This is a genomic window from Nocardia sp. NPDC020380, from assembly GCF_044386975.1.
Lineage (GTDB): Bacteria > Actinomycetota > Actinomycetes > Mycobacteriales > Mycobacteriaceae > Nocardia.
Window position 1 is genome coordinate 76,171 of record NZ_JBIRVQ010000019.1, and the last position, 16,409, is coordinate 92,579.

Annotated in this window: 17 protein-coding genes and 1 pseudogene; 6 read left to right on the forward strand and 12 right to left on the reverse strand. The window is 63.2% G+C overall.

Annotation, left to right across the window (positions count from 1 at the left end; all coding sequences use genetic code 11):
• Positions 1-69: 69 nt before the first annotated feature.
• From ACH438_RS39790 to ACH438_RS39800, 3 genes are all read right to left on the reverse strand, one after another.
• Positions 70-297 carry a hypothetical protein gene (locus ACH438_RS39790; RefSeq protein ID WP_397015195.1) on the reverse strand — a complete coding sequence of 76 codons (228 nt, stop codon included), beginning with the start codon at positions 295-297 and terminating at the stop codon, positions 70-72.
• An 82-nt stretch (positions 298-379) separates the two neighbouring features.
• Positions 380-859 carry a helix-turn-helix domain-containing protein gene (locus ACH438_RS39795; RefSeq protein ID WP_397015197.1) on the reverse strand — a complete coding sequence of 160 codons (480 nt, stop codon included), beginning with the start codon at positions 857-859 and terminating at the stop codon, positions 380-382.
• 179 nt (positions 860-1,038) lie between these two features.
• Complete coding sequence (locus tag ACH438_RS39800; RefSeq protein WP_397015199.1) at positions 1,039-1,317, reverse strand: DUF5372 family protein; 279 nt, start codon at positions 1,315-1,317, stop codon at positions 1,039-1,041.
• A 53-nt stretch (positions 1,318-1,370) separates the two neighbouring features.
• Here ACH438_RS39800 and ACH438_RS39805 point away from each other — a divergent pair.
• The 3 genes and pseudogenes from ACH438_RS39805 to ACH438_RS39815 form a co-directional block, all read left to right on the forward strand.
• Positions 1,371-1,931, forward strand: a pseudogene (locus tag ACH438_RS39805) (Mu transposase domain-containing protein); the annotation flags it as partial.
• Entirely contained in the window at positions 1,931-2,728 is a 798-nt protein-coding gene (gene istB / locus ACH438_RS39810; protein WP_397015201.1) for an IS21-like element helper ATPase IstB, read from the forward strand. The pseudogene ACH438_RS39805 and the gene istB, both read left to right, overlap by 1 nt.
• Positions 2,729-3,212: 484 nt before the next feature.
• Complete coding sequence (locus tag ACH438_RS39815) at positions 3,213-3,455, forward strand: hypothetical protein (RefSeq protein ID WP_397015203.1); 243 nt, start codon at positions 3,213-3,215, stop codon at positions 3,453-3,455.
• Positions 3,456-3,529: 74 nt separating this feature from the next.
• Here ACH438_RS39815 and ACH438_RS39820 read toward each other — a convergent pair whose 3' ends face one another.
• Positions 3,530-4,438 (reverse strand): hypothetical protein, encoded by a 909-nt coding sequence (locus ACH438_RS39820; RefSeq protein ID WP_397015205.1) that lies wholly within the window; start codon positions 4,436-4,438, stop codon positions 3,530-3,532.
• A gap of 223 nt (positions 4,439-4,661) precedes the next feature.
• Between ACH438_RS39820 and ACH438_RS39825 the strand changes: the two genes are divergently transcribed.
• The gene (locus tag ACH438_RS39825) at positions 4,662-5,063 is read left to right on the forward strand and encodes a VOC family protein (protein ID WP_397015207.1); all 402 of its coding nucleotides are present in this window, start codon (positions 4,662-4,664) and stop codon (positions 5,061-5,063) included.
• 114 nt (positions 5,064-5,177) lie between these two features.
• On the opposite strand, the gene ACH438_RS39830 is transcribed toward ACH438_RS39825, so the two are convergent.
• Both ACH438_RS39830 and ACH438_RS39835 read right to left on the reverse strand, forming a co-directional pair.
• A complete protein-coding gene (locus ACH438_RS39830; RefSeq protein ID WP_397015209.1) occupies positions 5,178-5,729 on the reverse strand; it encodes a hypothetical protein in 552 nt (183 codons plus the stop codon).
• A gap of 252 nt (positions 5,730-5,981) precedes the next feature.
• Positions 5,982-6,236: a hypothetical protein gene (locus ACH438_RS39835; RefSeq protein WP_397015211.1), complete on the reverse strand. Its 255-nt coding sequence runs from the start codon at positions 6,234-6,236 to the stop codon at positions 5,982-5,984.
• 959 nt (positions 6,237-7,195) lie between these two features.
• Between ACH438_RS39835 and ACH438_RS39840 the strand changes: the two genes are divergently transcribed.
• Both ACH438_RS39840 and ACH438_RS39845 read left to right on the forward strand, forming a co-directional pair.
• A complete protein-coding gene (locus tag ACH438_RS39840; protein WP_397015213.1) occupies positions 7,196-8,065 on the forward strand; it encodes a helix-turn-helix domain-containing protein in 870 nt (289 codons plus the stop codon).
• Positions 8,062-8,253, forward strand: a complete 192-nt coding sequence (locus tag ACH438_RS39845) for a DUF397 domain-containing protein (protein ID WP_397015215.1) — start codon at positions 8,062-8,064, stop codon at positions 8,251-8,253. Before ACH438_RS39840 ends, ACH438_RS39845 begins: the two co-directional genes overlap by 4 nt.
• 112 nt (positions 8,254-8,365) lie before the next feature.
• On the opposite strand, the gene ACH438_RS39850 is transcribed toward ACH438_RS39845, so the two are convergent.
• The 6 genes from ACH438_RS39850 to ACH438_RS39875 form a co-directional block, all read right to left on the reverse strand.
• Positions 8,366-9,691 (reverse strand): hypothetical protein, encoded by a 1,326-nt coding sequence (locus ACH438_RS39850; RefSeq protein ID WP_397015217.1) that lies wholly within the window; start codon positions 9,689-9,691, stop codon positions 8,366-8,368.
• Between the two features lie 20 nt (positions 9,692-9,711).
• Positions 9,712-11,298 carry a hypothetical protein gene (locus tag ACH438_RS39855; RefSeq protein WP_397015219.1) on the reverse strand — a complete coding sequence of 529 codons (1,587 nt, stop codon included), beginning with the start codon at positions 11,296-11,298 and terminating at the stop codon, positions 9,712-9,714.
• The gene (locus ACH438_RS39860; RefSeq protein ID WP_397015221.1) at positions 11,220-12,584 is read right to left on the reverse strand and encodes a DUF1173 family protein; all 1,365 of its coding nucleotides are present in this window, start codon (positions 12,582-12,584) and stop codon (positions 11,220-11,222) included. The genes ACH438_RS39855 and ACH438_RS39860 overlap by 79 nt, the downstream gene beginning before the upstream one ends.
• A gap of 5 nt (positions 12,585-12,589) precedes the next feature.
• Positions 12,590-13,078 (reverse strand): hypothetical protein, encoded by a 489-nt coding sequence (locus ACH438_RS39865; RefSeq protein WP_397015223.1) that lies wholly within the window; start codon positions 13,076-13,078, stop codon positions 12,590-12,592.
• Positions 13,071-14,240 carry a type IV secretory system conjugative DNA transfer family protein gene (locus ACH438_RS39870; protein WP_397015225.1) on the reverse strand — a complete coding sequence of 390 codons (1,170 nt, stop codon included), beginning with the start codon at positions 14,238-14,240 and terminating at the stop codon, positions 13,071-13,073. The genes ACH438_RS39865 and ACH438_RS39870 overlap by 8 nt, the downstream gene beginning before the upstream one ends.
• Positions 14,241-14,964: 724 nt before the next feature.
• Complete coding sequence (locus ACH438_RS39875; protein ID WP_397015227.1) at positions 14,965-16,401, reverse strand: ATP/GTP-binding protein; 1,437 nt, start codon at positions 16,399-16,401, stop codon at positions 14,965-14,967.
• Positions 16,402-16,409: the final 8 nt, after the last annotated feature.

Consider the following 16,409-nt stretch of genomic DNA (forward strand, 5'->3'; position numbering starts at 1 on the left):
GGCATGCTCCTTCCCGCCCCAGTCGGCGACAGCAGATGGGGCATGAGAGTGGTTGGAAGAAAACAGAATTCAGGTTCCGGTGAGCGCCAGGCCCGCCAGCGCGTCGATGAGTTCGGCGGTGACGGCCGCCGTCGTCGACACAGTCGCGGCAGCCGTGGACGGGTGCCGCGGCGCGGGGCGGGCGGCGGCCGTGGCTCGGGTCACCGCGTTGCGCCACGCGAGTAGCCCGCGTCGGGTGAGGATGCCGAACCCGAGGGGAAACGCCTCGGCTCGCGCGGTCAGGGCGGCGTGGCGCAACTGTTCGTAACGGTGGTCCAGCCCGCCCGCAGCCGGGACCGGCTCCGCAGCTGGCTCGTCCGGTGTCGGGATCGGTTGCAGGTCAGCCTGTTTCGTCGGTGCTTCCGCGAAATCGGGCGAGTGCTCGTTCGATCGATCGGGGATGCACCCGCACCCCGAAACGGTCCTCGATCGGCACCACCAGGTCCTTGGCCCGCAACGCCGGGTCACCGTCGAGCAGCTCCTGGGCGAAGACGCAGACCTCGGCAGTGAGCTTGTGACCGCCGCGGGGCCCGGGTTTGGCCGGGGCCAGCCCGTCGAGGCCAGCGGCGTCGAGGGCGGCGGCGGCCTCGTAATAGGACTGCCGCGAATACCCGAACGCCGCCGCCGACTCGGTGACCGGCACCGCATCGACGCGTACCCGGCGCACCATCTCGTACTTGACCTGCACCACATCACGGGCGTCGAAGAACTCGTTCCCGCAGAACGCTTCGTCGGTCACCGCTTGCGGATGCGGGTTCAGCGACCGCGTCGCCCGCAACTCGCCGATCTTCGGATCTTCGGTCGAACTCTGCCGCGCCATGCGTCCTCGCCTCGTCGGTCATTTCCGTCGCCGATCAGTCAGACAGATTTTGCCGACAGTCGACTGCGGCGTCCAGGGAACCGGGAAACATACTGTGGGGAATATTGCTGTGGCAGTGTGGCTTTCAATCAAGACTGCTCAGTTTCCGAGCTGCCACTGCGGCGTAATCTTCTTGACGTCTACGGCGTAATCGGATTGACGGCTGGATCCGGGCCGGGTTGGGTGCGGACCCGATCGATCAGAGAGGCCAGTTCCAGCAGAGCGCTCATGGTGAACGGGCAGCGTCCCTCGGCGATGACCACGAACGGATCCGGTGCCACGACGTCGGTCCAGCCTGCTGGCAGGGAGAACAACCGGCCATCCTGGTCGCGCATGCTGACGCGGTCCTCGCCCCAGTTCAGGCGATGCTCCACGAACTCGAACTCGCGCCCGAACAACGGGTGGAACCGATGGGTCACCCGGACTTTCGGCACCCGATCGTGGGAAGCGGGTGTAGTTGACGACGTCGTCCAAAGGGCTCGTGGAGCGGGCCAACGGCTATTTGGAGACCTCGTTCCTGCCCGGCCGAATCTTCACCAGCCCAATCGATTTCAATGCTCAGCTCGCAGCCTGGCTGATCAAGGCCAACCAGCGTCACCATCGCCGGTTGGAGTGTCGGCCGGTCGATCGTTGGGAAGCCGACCGGCGATCGATGCTCGAGTTGCCGCCGGTCGATCCGGTGGTCGGATGGCGGTTCACCACCCGGCTTCCCCGTGATCATTACGTCCGCCTGGACTCCAACGACTACTCGGTGCATCCAGCCGCGATCGGCCGCCGCATCGAAGTCCGCGCCGATCTCGACCAGGTGGTGATCACCTTGGCCGGCGCCGAACTAGCTCGGCATCAACGGTGTTGGGCCGATCACCAAACCCTGACCGATCCTGACCACGCAGCCGCGGCCGCCGACCTGCGCAACGCTCGGCGCCTGGTCGCGGTCCCCGCGATCGACACCGATGTCGAGCACCGAAACCTCTCCGACTACGACCGCATGTTCGACCTCGACGAGGCGAGCAGCAGCGAGGGAATCGCCTGATGGCCACCAAGGCCGGCACGAACGGATCACGCAACGTCGCCTCCGAAATCGCCTATCTCGCACGAGCTCTCAAGGCTCCGACCCTCGGCAACGCGGTCGAGCGGCTGGCCGAGCGCGCCCGCGCCGAGAACTGGAGCCACGAAGAATTCCTCGCAGCTTGCCTGCAGCGCGAGGTCTCTGCCCGTGAATCCCATGGCGGTGAGGGCCGCATCCGCGGCGCAAGATTTCCCTCCCGAAAGTCATTGGAGGAGTTCGACTTCGACCACCAACGCTCTCTCAAACGCGACACCATCACCCACTTGGGCACCTTGGACTTCATCACCGCCAAGGAGAACGTCGTGTTCCTCGGCCCGCCAGGAACCGGCAAAACCCACCTCTCGATCGGGCTTGGAATCCGGGCCTGTCAGGCCGGACATCGCGTTGCGTTCGCCACCGCCGCGGAATGGGTTTCTCGGCTGGCTGAGTCTCATCACGCCGGAAAACTGCAGGCAGAGCTGATAAAGCTCGGCCGGATCCCGTTGATCATCGTGGACGAAGTCGGCTATATCCCTTTCGAATCCGAGGCCGCGAACCTGTTCTTCCAGCTCGTCTCGTCCCGCTACGAACGGGCCAGTCTGATCGTCACCAGCAACAAGCCCTTCGGGCGTTGGGGAGAAGTGTTCGGCGACGACGTAGTCGCCGCCGCCATGATCGACCGCCTCGTCCACCACGCCGAGGTGATCTCGATGAAGGGAGACAGCTACCGGCTCAAGGACCGAGACCTCGGCCGCGTCCCCGCGGCCAAGACCAACGACTAATCAACCAAGGGTGGGTCCGGATTCGACCGAACAGAACGGGTCACGATTCGACCGACGTTGACAGAGAACAGCCTGGTCGCGGACGCGCCGGTACTCACGTCCAATGAAACTGGAGGTAGTCCAGCGCGAGACGACCCGTCCGGATCGCGACATTTGCCCAAGCAATGCGTTCGGCATGGTCACTTGAGAGTTTGCTCTGTCGGTTCCCGGGCGATGACGCCGCCGACGGCGCGATGACGATCACTTCCCAAGCGGTTCCGGTATACGGCTCGCGGGAGTTTGGTGCTAGTCCCACGGTTCCGCTCGCGGTACGACCATCCAAGAGGCGAGGCCCGGGCACGCTTCCTTGGCACTCAAGCACCCAGGACCCAGGCCCGTTGCGCGATGCGCGCCAGTGCGTTCCCGTGTAAGGGCTTGCTGTATGCGGCGCTAGTCCTACAGAGCCATCGCTGGTGCGACCATCCAGGAAGCTATCGCCAGGAATGTGACCGAGACACTGGAGCGTCCAAATGCCGTTGTTAATGGTGCGGCACCACGTTGTGCCGGAAAAGTGATTGCTCGTGTTGGGCGCGAGAGCGACCCTACTATCGGCAGTCTGGCCGTCGAGAAGCCGAGAACCCTCAAGATGGCCTCGGCACGACAGGATCACAAGGTCACTGCTCAAGGCCGTCTCTCCTTCTGCGCGGAAAACAAAACTGCCACGGAGCCTGCTGCGGTGGAAATGTAACGCTTGAAATCTACGGTTCGGGCCGATGCGATGTGCTGCGATGAATGAAATCCGATGCAGCGCTGAGGACCTCGTTAGCGTGGATAGTTCATGAGGATGTCGTCGCGGAGTAGTGCGTACTGCTGCGCCAGCAGATCATGGCTCGTGCGCCAGCCGTTCGCCGGCAGCAGCTTCAATGCCTCGTCGATGTGGAGCAGCGCCCGGACGGGATCACCGAGAAGGTGTAGTCCGTGTGCGAGTCGTGCGTGGAAGATGTGGTCGTCGCGGTAACGGCCGAGCACAACTTGCGCGCGACCAGCCAGAAGCTCGGCCTGGCCGTCGAATCTGTCCGCGCGAGCGAGCCCGTTGAGTGCCAAGTCCACGACCGCGCGGCCAGCACGACCGTCGTTCCACGCGGTCCACGCTGTCTCGAATTCCGTGAGCGCATAGTCAGTGGTGAAGCGTCGGTCGACGAAGGCCGCAAACGACCGCAATGCGACGATCAGCGGGTCGTCGTGACCGACCGCGGCGACGAGCCGCGACGACTCGAGGAAACGATGCAGCGCCGCGCCGTCGGAGTTCGCACGCAGTTTGCCCGCGTGGTACAGGGCCGCGTGCATGGCGCCCAGCCGGTCGGTCATCGCGAGGATGTCGGCTTCGACGGCAGCGACCAGCTCCGGTGACTCGACCTGGTCACAGGTCACGAAACCATGACCAAGCCCCCATCTTTCGACGATGCCGCGACGGTCTGCCACCACATTCTCGGCCACCCAGCCGGCACAGTCGGCCGCAACCTCGATCCGAGGGTCCGTCCTTAACCGCAACCCCCAATAGCGGTCGCACAACACCAGCGCCGGGTCATCGGGATCGGTTGTGTCGATGACGAATTGAGGCTCCACACCGAAGGGATACTCGCGCGCCAGCTTATCGGTCCGAAGCGCCAACTCCACCGGTCCCACGCCACGGAGCGCTTCTACCGCAATGGCCATCTCGTCATGGTTCACCACTAGCTGCACCTGCGTCGGCGGGCCTGGCGCTGCACACACCTGCTGCCGCCGAAATCACTGGAAATCCCCACAGCCCCGACGCTAGCAGCACAGTGAGCAGTCGGCGCGCCGGTTACGATGCATGCCAATGGAATTAGCCTTGGACGTTCACGTAGCAACGATCAGGAAAAGGCTTGCCCCGCCTATGGCCTGCCCATCCCACCCAACAAGCAGGACGGCAATGAGTCATCGAAGTAGACTGTGCCACTTCGTTATTGACGTAGATGATCTCGACCAAGCCACCGTGTTCTGGAGCGCAGCCCTCGATGCGATCGAGGAGCCGGTCAATCCTGAAAGCCGTCATGTCTACCGACGTCTGAGACTGCCCGACTCGGAGGTCCGGATACTGCTCCAAGCCACCGCGGACTACAAACAGTCGAAGGCACCGATGCACCCGGACATCGAGACTGATGACGTCGAGGCGGAGGTACGTCGGCTTGAGGCACTCGGCGCGGTTCGTCACGACCATCAATGCGAACGTGGCTACGACTTCTGGGTGATGCTCGATCCCTGGGGGAACGAGTTCTGTGTATTGCAAACCGAATTCCCCGATCTGCTAGCCCAGCGATCGGCATGGGATTGATCTTCGCGCACCGGCATTAGGTCTTCGCGGGCGACCAGCGGATCCCGGCCGCGCGACGCGACGCGTTGAGCGACCAGCCGTCACGGAGTCAAGGCGAAAACACCCGCCTGTCCATCAGTACGACAGTGCGGCCGAGAGAACTGTAGTCAGGAGCATGCCGATCGCTATGAGCAGGAGCCACGTGGCCTTGCGGAGCTTGCGGTACCGGTACAGGTGCAGATGCGAACTCCGCCAGAGCTCGTCGAGCGCGCCTCTCATCTCCTGCTCTGGAGACTGATCGGCGATCGCTGCCCGGAAGTCTTCGAAAGTCGTCCAATGCTCGCTGATCCGGGAAAGACTGTAGAGGGTCGACGCGGCGGTACGCGGCTCACTGAATCGCCGTTCTGTACTCCGCAGCATCACAAGTGCCTGCGTCGCATACACAACGGAACTTCCGACCAGGACGAGTGCCCCAAGCGCTGGAGCAAGGACCCAAGCACTCAGGGGTTTAAGCCCTTTCAGTGAGAAGGCGAGAGCTGTTCCGGCGATGACGAGGGTGTTGGCGCTCAGCACCGCACCAGCACGCGTGGATACCGCAGTTCGTTGGGCATCCTCGCGGACAAGATGCCAGTGGACCGCGTCCAGACTCAGGCCGCGGCGATTGACGTTGTGTCCCCCCAGATTCATGGCTCCGATTGTCGCCGAGAGCGACCCGTTCTTCAGATGTTTTCCGAACCGTGCAGAGACGGTCCACGGTCGTGCCTTTACCCGCGGCTGCGCCAGATATTCCAACGCACAGCGCGGCCACGACCGAGCCCCCGGACTGCTTGTTCGTAGTACAGCTTGGCTTCACATCTGTCGTCGCAGTATCGGTGACGATGACGGCCGGCCTTCGCTTGTTCTAGCGTCTTTGCGTCGACCGCTGGTCGTGGATGCCTGTTACCGCTCACGGGTGACATCGCCTACCACCCTGAGTCGTTGGATCGGGAACGGGATCACGTTGGATTGTTCGGCGTCCTTACCGAACTCGATGCCGACGATCCGCGCGGCTTCCTGCTGACGGGAGCACTGCGTTGGGTGGCAATCCCGATGAAGGATCATTGCCTCCAGCGCCTCAGCTGGGCCCATCACAATGTCGTTGGGCCTTACGTCGCAGTCCTCCAGCCTGTTCATTCGGGGGCCGTAGAGTTCCACTGCCCGCCTCCTTGCTCTGAATCGTCAATCTTGACTATTTGCGCCGTAGCCCTGCGTGGTCTCCGCCATCTTGAACGCCCATGGCCATCCCCGCTTCTGCGCGATCTCTATCAGTTGTTTTCTGGCGCAGCATGATTGCCGCGTCGCCTTGTCTCCGGATGTACACGCTTGATGACGCCCGAGAAGGACCTTGACGCCGTTCTCGTTCTCCAGGCACTCCGACGGCGGAACCCTGCCGTGGAAGACTCGAGAGATGGTCCCCGCCCTCATCCGAGGCTCCATTTTTGTTGCGCAGGAGACCATTCCGCGATTTCAGTGAGGTACTTCTTACGGCCACACGAGTCCACCGTCTCCCCGTCACCCGCCTTGCAGTTGGCGTGCGGCCAGAGGAAGGACTCAACTGTCGCCGGGAATCTCAGAACCTCATGCCATTCACCGCGATCATGGCGTTGCACGGAGGGCGGATCGATCATGACCTGACTGCCTTTTCGCGATGCCGGCCATGCGTACCGCCAAGCCATTCGGCGTCGATCCACTTACCATCGTCGAGTCGAATCCGCACCTTCCCTCCAGGTGCGTCGTACTTACCTACGTTTCTTATGTCCTCCGTGACGCAGAAGAGGACGAACATTACACAACTTCCAATAAGCAGCGCCACCAAAACCCAAGCATCCCAGGACATTACGTCTCCTAGTGCATGTCGGCTGTTCCCGAGTGGCGGCTAGTAGATCGTCGTCCTCGGTGCTATCTGCAAGTAGACACCAAATCGACCTCAAAAGACTGCTCGTGACGTGCATATCGTCAAATACGATGGAGTGCACGTAGCATGCAGTGCACGAGGCGAGCAACGCACGTAGCGAGCAGTGCGCGTGACGAGCACCCCACCTACGTGCATCCCCGGTGAACGGCCCTTTTGGATAGCGAGGCTGAGTGAAATGTCCGGATCGACTGTCTCCCGCTTGGATTTCGGCAACTTCATGCGGGACTTGAGGTTGCGTGGCCCGCGACCTGCCGTACTAACAGCCGCCACACGTCTCGGCGTCTCTCGGCCGGTGATCGATCGGCTGGAGGACGGCTCTCCGAACAGGTTGAGCGATCTACACATCAATGCCCTGCTCGATCTCTACGAGGTTGACGAAGACGCCCGAGCCAAGGCGTTGATGCTCTGGGAGGAGGTCAAGGCCGAGGAGAAGGCCAACAAGGGCCAGGGCAACGTCTGGAAGGCGTACAAGGACACGATCGCACCCAATACCGGGAAGTTCCTCCGACTGGAAAGGGTTGCAGAACAGATTATTTCGCACAACCCAGTAATCCTTCCCGCCCTGCTTCAGACCCCCGACTACCGCCGTGCACTCGACCTCGGAGGAGACCGGAACCTCTCGCTGGTAGATCTCGAGCGCCGGATCGAGCTGACCATCACCCGGCAGGCACGATTGGGCGATCCCAACTTCCGGTATGAGGCACTGCTCTGCGAGGCCGTACTTCGAAATCGCGCAGGAGAGCCCAAAGTGATGCGCGCGCAGCTGGAACGGTTAGCGGAGGTCGGTCAGTGCGACAACGTTGAAATACGGGTAGTCCCCTTCTCGGTCGGGGCTCATCCAGGGTTGATCATGCAGTCGTTCGACTGGCTCAAGTTCCCCCCAGGTACGAGCGGTCTCACCCTGCCAACCGTGGTGTATGCGGACGGCGTTATTGGATCCGTCTTCCATGAGCACGAAGAGGACGTTAACCGTTATCGACAGGCGATTGAGGACATCCGCACGGTAGCGTTGACACAGCAGGACACCAGGGACCTGGTGATGAAGATCGCGAAGGAGTACGCGGCGTGAAGAAGCCGGTCATGGGCGAGTGGTACAAGTCGAGCCGGTCGAACCAGGGCAATCAGTGCGTGGAGGTTTTCCACGCCGATGACGTGACCATGGTCCGGGACACGAAGGACGACGGCAGAGGGCCCATTCTCACCTTCCCCGCTGTCGACTGGGCGGCGTTCGTCGCCAGCCGCGTCTGGGAGAGCTGAGTCCTACGGTCGGACATGGGACGGATCGAAACCTCCTACCCCCTCGGGGATAGGCGATGTCGTGCTCACCTATTCGCTGGATCGTGCTTGCACACTTGGCCTCACCTGAACGTCAGTGCCTAATCGTGCGCGTTCGTATCCCCGCCGCTGGTCTGCGGCCTATCGTGCGGCGACGCTCTTGAGCTGCCGCTCGCGCTTTCTCGCGAGCGCTCTCGACTAACTTCCTTCGACTCTCGGCCCTTTCAGCGTCGCCCCCCGCCAGATCGTTCGTGCGACCGCTGGCGCTGCGCCTGGTCTTTTGTTGTGCGTCAACCTCTTTCGTAGATTGGATGGGCCGCTGTTTCGGCGATGTTCGCGGTGGGTCTGAAACTTCTCGCGTATCGCCGATTTCCTGGGCGTATCGAGTGTGTCGTGCTTCGATGCTGCCTGCTGGGATTCCAGACTGCTGGTATCGGGGTTCGCAGTCGAGGCACAGTTCCTTCGACCGGACCGACCGGGCGTGCTTCGGGACGAGTTGGCGGTATTCGCCGCAGTTTTCGCACCACCCGTTCAGATCGTTCTTCTCGACCTTGCGGGTGGCTTCTTTCTGTGGGTCCGCGGTTGTGTGGTCGCGCACCCAGGCGCTGATGATCGGCCGCGTTTGGCGATCAGCGTAGCGCCACTCTTGCCTGAAGATGCCGCGGCCTTGGGTGGGGAAGTGCTCGGCTAGGAATTCGAGTCGTGTGTGCGTCTGGTCAGCAAGGCTGTGTCCAGGTGATAGCTCGGGTAACCCGACCCGCCCAAGGCTGCGGCATTCGCCACACAGGCCGTCGTCACCGAGTCCGATGCGGACACGTTCGCTGTGCCGGTCGATGGCGGCCCGCTCAAGTCTGCACGACACGCACAGTGTGGTGGCGACCTCGGTGATTGCGTCGATGTCGTAGTCGTGGCGATCAATGATCGGTTCGGGGCGTGGCGTACCTGGATCGGAGCGTTCATCGGTGGCAAGGGTCTTCTCATAGTCGTCGATGATCTTGCTGTTTGGCGTGCGTGCCCGCTGGTTCGGCTCGACACGCTTGTTCGGGTCAACTCGTTGCCTGACCTTGCTCGCCCAGGTGGTCGCGTTCTCGGGTGCGGATCCCGGCGCTTGCCATTGGGGTTGCGGAATGTATTGATGCTCACCAGTTTTGGGTACACAGGCTTCGATGAGGGGGCGGAATGATTCGTTGTCGCGCCATAGCTTCCGCAGTTTCGTTAGGGCGACGGGCTGGGTTTTGAATCGCAGGGTGTTGGCGATTTCGACGACCATGGCCCAGGTTTCGTCGTCGGCGGTCGTTTGCAGTTGGCGCAGTTGCTGTTTGGCCGCACGGAGGTCCTGCGCCTGGACGAGGGTGCGGATCGCGTGAATGGACTCGGCCCAGGACGCATCGCTGTGTTGGGGCGTGGTGGGGTGGCTCATCGGGACCTCCTACCCAGCGGTCAGAGCTTCCGGCGGTGCTGGCGCCCGGTCGATTTGGGTGGTTGCCTCCGACCAGACGGTGCCGGCTTGCTGGGTGGTTGTGTCGGGCCGACTTGTTCGCTGTCCGGCGTTTCCGTCAGGGTGATCCGGTGCGCGTCACGACTGATCGCGTCCTGCGGTCCGAGCCCTGAGGACGTGCGTGGGCCAGCTTGCTGCGGTCGGATTACGTAGGGTGCGCCGGAGTGGACGGCGTCGCGAAGTTGCCGCGCGATGCTCAGGTCGCTTCGCAGGGCGAGGAGGTCCCAGTTGAAGGTGCGCAATCGGCTGGCGATGGATTCGGAGATGACGCGCCGAGGGTTTTCGCGCGTTGCCGATGCCACCGGCGGCGCTTCGGTGAGCAGCTCGTCGCAGCTGCCGAAGGTATGGGCAGCGTTGTCATAGATGATCGTTCGCTCATCCGTGTAGGTGCGTCCGTACTGGAGGTACCACCGGTCGTCTTCGAATCCGACGACGATGGTTTGGCCAGTGTCGGTCGGGTCGATCCAGGTGATTCGCACGCCCTCGGACAGGAGGGCGTCGAGGCGGTGCTGGGCGTCGTCGACGGCTTCGTCAAGCCATGTGGTCGCCCGCGGCGCTGTGGTCCAGTCCTTCTCGAATTCGGCTATGCTGCCTCGGATTTCATCCAATCGATCATGAACAGCGTCGGACTGCTCATCGGAGTCCTCTGTTCTTCGCGCAGTCTCGGCGAGCCCACTACGTGCGGCGAAGTCGATGATGTTGGCGCGCAGGTCGTCGGCATGCAGGTAGTGCTGGTATCGGCGTCCTACTGCCCACGGGTTGGCGTGCTCTCGAAGGGTGTCTCGATAGGCGTCGCAGAGGACTTCGTAACGCAGCTCATCGAGCCAGGGTTGGGGATTGGGGTCAATGGGGATCAGCGTGGTACCCAAGACTGTGTCGATGTGGGCCAGGTGCTCGCGGAGTTCCCGGGCGGTCAGGGCGATGCCGGTCATGAGCGGCCGGGCAGGGGCGCCGCTGAGTGGGTCTGGCCCGGTGATGGTGATGTCCACACGGGCCTGCGAGTCTGTTTGTGCGGCTTGGGTGATCAGCCATCGTCGGGCGGCCGACCAGCTCGGCAGTGAATTCCAGCGTGTGCCGCTGTCGGCTGTCCGGTAGCTCGTGAGGTAGCCGTTGGTGAGGTCGATGTGGTCAGTGGTTCGCGCGTCGTATACGACGCCCAGTTCGGTGGGCCGTGAGCAGACGAGCTCGCCTGCCAGCAGGATATTTCGGACCTGAATCGGGCTGGCGAGCTCAGTAGCACCGGTGTGCATATAGTCGCCTGCGATGGCGTCGAGCCTGCGTTGCATGCGGTCGGAATCGCTGTCCCAGCTCGCCGCGGCGGCTACCAGGTGGTTCCAGTGCTCGCGCCATGGGGAGGGTGCGTCGCGCCATTTACCGGTGACCGAATTGATTCCCCCGGCCAGTTGCTGTTGCTGGGTGTCGGAGACAATCACCCACTGTTGCATCACCGTCATTCGGTAGAGGTGGCGGAAGTCGTTGCGCAGTCTGGATTCTGTGAATTCGGCAGGGCTGTCGTGTGTTTCGTCCATGGTCGGACCTCCTTCGTTTCGGTTGGGTCGTGCGCCTCCTCGGCTGTACTGGGTGTGGTCGGTACTCGATCGCGCCGGTTTGTTGTCGGCGGTGGAATCCGGGGCATCGCGTGCACGGACGTGTGCCAGATCCATTGAGTAAGTGGAAGATCAGGGTTAATTGCCGCAGGCGGGCCCGACGTAGCCGTGGTGGTGAGGTAGCAGGCAGTGGGCGGGTTGGTGTCGGTGAGGATGAGCGAGGCCAGTGGTGTAGTGGCGGGTTGGTTGTAGCGCAGGGTCTTTCGGAATCGACGTCTATGCTCGACGAGCCCGCTCACCAAGGCGTGTTCGAAGACGGATTCGAACGGGATCCAGTCGGCGGTCACATTCATCAAGGCGATGCGGTCGACAACGGCGACGCCGGTGACTGTGACGCTGAAGGTGAGTAGGGCGATCAGTTTGGTGTCCGAAAGCGCCTGCCGCAGGCCCAGTTCGATGGCGAAGTGCCCCTTCAAGGCAGTGAGTGTGTCGGGGTCGAGGATGAACGGGCAGTCGGGGGCGTGTTTGATGATCAGTTGGTGGCGCCCGAACCGAGCGGGAGCGATGTCTTTGACCTCGCCGAGCGCGAGCAGTAGTCGTTGGCGCCTGCCTGAACCGGCGTACGGGCCGAAGGTTGCGGTACGGCGGGCTGCGATATCGGGTTTGTCGGCGACTGTGAAAGGCTCCGGCAGCCATAGCAACTCGGACAGTGGCCGGGTTTTCGTTGATTTCGCCTCGGCGGCGAGCAGGATGTAGCGGCGGATCGCTGGCCAGCGGCGCCGGCCCGCCATTGCGGGAATCCAGCGAACAAATTCGGCTTCGTCCCAGAGGAAGTGGAGCAGGCCCCTGAGCGTGAGCTTGGTATTGTCCAGTTCTCTCTCCTCGGCGTCCGCGTCACCCCCAGCGTCTGCGGCCTTTGTACGTCCCGAATATCGAGTCAGGGGGAAGCCCAAGGACAGGCGGGTGACTCCAAGATTCGGCTGCTCCCGGATCGCGGTGCCGACCAATGGCGCGATTCCGGTCAGTTCCGCAGGTGGGGTATAGGACAGGCATCCTGCAGAGTGGTGCGGGCCGGTGCCTGGCATGCGTTTGAGAACGTAGCGTCCGCCGATGCGGGCGACATACATGTCGACTCCACCGGTTTCGGCTGCGCTGCATAAGCACCGAGGTCGGTGTCCTGGGTTACGGTGCACTGCGGCGAGCAGCGGCTGTAGCTGGTCATCGCCGAGCCGGGCCCGGTCGATGAACTGATCATCGATCGCGTACATCAGGCTCACCGCCTGCCGATGCCGGAATCCCCGATGTGCGGAGACTGCGCGGAGATTTGCTCGGCGAGATAGTCGTCGAGACCGGCGTGCACGGGCTGTGGATGAGTCTGTGAGCGGCAGTGATGGGGGCGGCAGGCGGAGAAGTCGCTGATGCGGGTTACCCGTTCGATCACCGGCCACAACCATTGGGTGTGCCAGGCGGTCAGATCCTCACGAGGTAGATCGACGGCGTCGCGCTCACACCAATACGCTGCGATGTGCGCAGCCATGAGCGCCGTCAGTTCTTCCACGACCGCGCCATGGCGGTACCAGCAGGCCGGTACCCGGGAGCCGAGTTGGTAGCGATGCCGCAGCCAGTCCACCCAGTCGATCAGTTCCGTCCATAGCTCGGCGGCTCCGTCCTGGTCGAGATCTCGCCAGCTGTAGCGGCACGGCCATAGCTTCGATGGCGAGCTCTCCGATTCCGAATCAGATTGTGCTGGATGGTCATTCATCAGTTGCCTCCTCTCCCGCTATGGCTGTAGACCCTGGTCTTTCGAGTCCAGGGGGTGGACGCCGACCGGCGACAATGTCGTCGAAAACACGAGTGGAGCTGGTTGCCAACCGTCGGGAAGATGTGTGGTCCCAGACGCTCGGTAGGCGCAGCAGCATGGCCGGTGCGTTGCGGTAGATCAGCAGCGCATGATCGGTACCCAGTTCCCGGATTTCGTCTGTGCGCAGCACCGTGTCGTCGTGCAGGGTGTAGCTGCGGGAACCTTCGTGCAGGCTGGCCTCCCACCGGCGGCGTTCGCCGATCAGCCGTGACAGTGCGGCAAGTTCCTCGACACCGCGCAGACCGGGCAGGATCAGCATCGCCGGTGCGGATTGGGCGAGGACTCTGCCGCCCTCGGTGCCCCATCTCATTTCGTTTTGGTCCTGGTTGTGAGCGAAGGCCCACACGTTGATGCCCTTGCCACCGGAGTCGGTCATGATCTGTGGCAGATCGGGAATCGGTGCGACGTTGTTCATTTCATCGAGCACCAACCGCACAGGTGGGTCGAGCCGTTTGCCCGGCGCGAGCTGAGAGGCTCGGTCCGCGACATGGTGGACTTCTGCGGCGAGTGCGGCCACGAACGGGGCCATGGACCGCGAGGTTCCTTTGGATACCAAGTAGAGCGTGTTGGCACCCGAGAGCACGAACGAACTGACGTCGAAGGACTGCTCGACCGGTACGTCGACCGCGGCCAGCAGAGTCGGGGAAGCCAGTGGTTCCAGGAGTCGAGATGCGGCTGCGAGGACATCGTCGCTGGATTCGCTTGTAGAGGACAAGATCTGATCGAGCTCGCTGGCCCAATCGGGAAGGCTGTCGGCGAGGATGTCGACGGGTGTGTGGTTGGTACGGGTTGAAACCCAGACTCGGACCTCGCGAATCGAGCGTCCGCTCAGCGCTGCGGCGTGTAGACAACAGCGCAACATCGTGGCGGCTTTCTGCTCGAAGTAAGCGCCATTGCGAGTGCCTTCCAGGGGCATCGCACGGGCGAGGGCGTCGGCGCGGCGGATGGCGGTGTCAGGGTCGGCGCAGCCGGTGAGAATGGACCATGCGACGCTGGCGGGCCACCCGGTGAGGTGTTCGGGGTCGAACACCGCAATCTGTCCGCGCGCCATGCGATCGGTCAACGTGGCAGCGACCAGGTCGGCCTTGGTCGTGGTCACCAACACGAATCCGGGTGCGTCGATCACGCGCTGCCACGCGACGCGCCAGGTCTTGCCGGCGCCGGTGGGGCCGTGCACGATCACGCCGTCGCGGTGCTGCAACCACACGTGTCGGCGCGGCTGCTCGATAAGTGCACCGACATCGACAGCCAGTGGCGCCAAGTTCGGTTTCCAGTGCGGGAGAGACGGTTTCATCGCCGCCTCCTGATGAGGAGGTTCCGTCTGTGGTGGAGCTGGTGTCGAGCCAGCTGCGGATACTCCTTGGCGGCTTTATCAGTGGCCGAGTGCTCGTCCAGACCGAGGTGGTGTAGTTCTGCCGAGCCGGCGAGTCCATCGCGATGACGGCGACGCACGCGGGCATCGATTTCGCTGCCCGCCAAAGTAATCGCTGTGCACCACATTCCGCCGACAACGGCGATACACAGCCAGGTAACCCACGCAGGCCCTGGCCGCGGGTCGCCGGGCCACGCCACCGCCGGGTCATCGGGCTGTAGTGCAAGCCGCATCAGCGTGGCCGACATACGATATGGCGCAACAATGCCGAATCCGTGGCCAACGATCGCACCCGACAACGCGCCTCCCCCGAACACCCCGGCGATAACCGTGGCGATCAACTGACCTGCCAAGGTCATTCCCGCGGGAAGGATCGGTTCGTGCCGCGCCGGATGCGGGACTCGTCTCCCGGTGCTCACGACGACTCGCCTTCGGGCTGGTCATGGTCGGTGTTCGTGTGGGCGAGGTCGCGTAGCGACAGACTGCCAGTTGGAGTGAACCCACTGGACAAAGTGCCGGTGATGGCAGCGTCGGTGTCGGTGAGTGCCGCCTCGAACGGCGACCGGATGTGAGTGACCAAGATCGGGTCTCGCGACCCGATCTTGACCAGGGCTTGTCCGCGTCCGAGCCGCATCAGGGTTTCCTCGGTTCCGACGGGCAGGCGGTACAGGCGGGCGGTTTCCGCGGCGTCGTCGGCGCGTGCCTGCCCGAACAGGACCACGATGGAGGCTTCGGCCATCAACGAGCGTGCCGGAGAATCCGCTGGAGTATCGGCCGGATGATGGAACGCCGACACAGTCGAAAGCGCCAGTCCGCGTGACAATTTGAGGTTTGATCGGAAGACCTCGCCGGTGGAGCCGACTGCGACGTGCCAGCCTTCTTCGACAACGAGGATGGTTTGTTCGTGCGCTGCCGAGCGTGCGGCGAGTTTGTTGGCGAGCCATGTGTTCGCCGTCGTCATCACCACCCGCAATGCGGGTCCCTCGGTCGGTAACGCGGACAGGTCCATGTGGACCAATGGGTGGGTGTCGAGGGCGTCACGGACCGCGGGGCTGGTTGGTGCGTCGACCAGGCCGCGCAGATCGCGGTCCGCCAGTCGCAGCAAGGCCAGGCCGGGTTCGAGGCCCCACTCCAGCGCCCTGTCGCTCCATCGACCACCGAACTCGTGCCCGTCGCCAGGTTCGGGTTCCAGCAGCCGCATCGCCAGTTCCCGAATGATCGGGTCGCGGCCCTGTGCACGGGCATCGGCGTTCACTAGTCCGAGACCGGCGCCGACAGCAGCTTTCTCCTTCTCGTCGAGTTCGCGACCCATGGCGTCGGTGAGCACGGCCAGCACGAGTGCCTCCTGCCCGGCGGGCACCACGCCATCGAGGCCACCGCGGCGTTCGCCGCCCGCGCTGATGGCCGGATCCAGCAGATTCAGTCTCGCTCCGGATCCACCGACTTTGAACCGGATGCTCTCCGCACCAAGGGCTTCGGCCAACGCGGTGTATTCGCCACGCCCTGCTTGGGGCTTCTTGTCCAGCACCACGACTTGGCGGCCGGCGACGAGTTGCCGTAGAACACAGACGGTTTTGATCCAGGAAGATTTGCCGCGCCCGATGTCACCGATGACACAGACGTTGATGCCCGAGGTTTCGTCGCCGTAGGCCGCGAATGCATCGACGATCTCGAGTTCCTGGGAGATCGTATTGAGCCCGGCCAGGACTCCGTCTTGACGAATTCGACGGCGGCTAGTCGCCAAATTCCACGCCTCGGCCTGACGGGTGGTGGTCCACGCGCCCTCGCTACGTGGCTCGTACCAACCGTAGCGGTCCAGCCACCGCGAACGCCGCGGCGCGTGCCGTCGCATCGCTATCG